A 298-nucleotide genomic window follows, 5' to 3' on the forward strand; every position below is an offset into this window, starting at 1 on the left:
GTTAAAAACCAGGAAGCGAAGAAACCAGTGAAGCCCCCCATGTAGTCTGTTGTTAACGCTTCCATTAGATTAAGCTTGCCTGTGATACTTACAACAACAGAACACAACACAGCTGCAATAATGATGTTTATCCCTTTAATGGTCATATACATGAGTAGTCCAAGGCCAGCTATTAAACCTAAAAAACTAATTGCCATATTAACCAATCCCCCCTTTCCAAATTCAATATTATTTTTTGAGTAGTTTCATAGTTGAATAGTCATTAGTAAAGGAGACCCGATATAGATCAATAATTTCC

The 298-nt window shown here is 36.2% G+C and carries 1 pseudogene; it reads right to left on the reverse strand.

Annotation, left to right across the window (positions count from 1 at the left end):
- Positions 1–197, reverse strand: a pseudogene (locus SB773_RS31015) (GntP family permease); the annotation flags it as partial.
- Positions 198–298: the final 101 nt, after the last annotated feature.

It is taken from the genome of Bacillus sp. SIMBA_074 (assembly GCF_046534555.1).
GTDB lineage: Bacteria > Bacillota > Bacilli > Bacillales > Bacillaceae_G > Bacillus_A > Bacillus_A mycoides.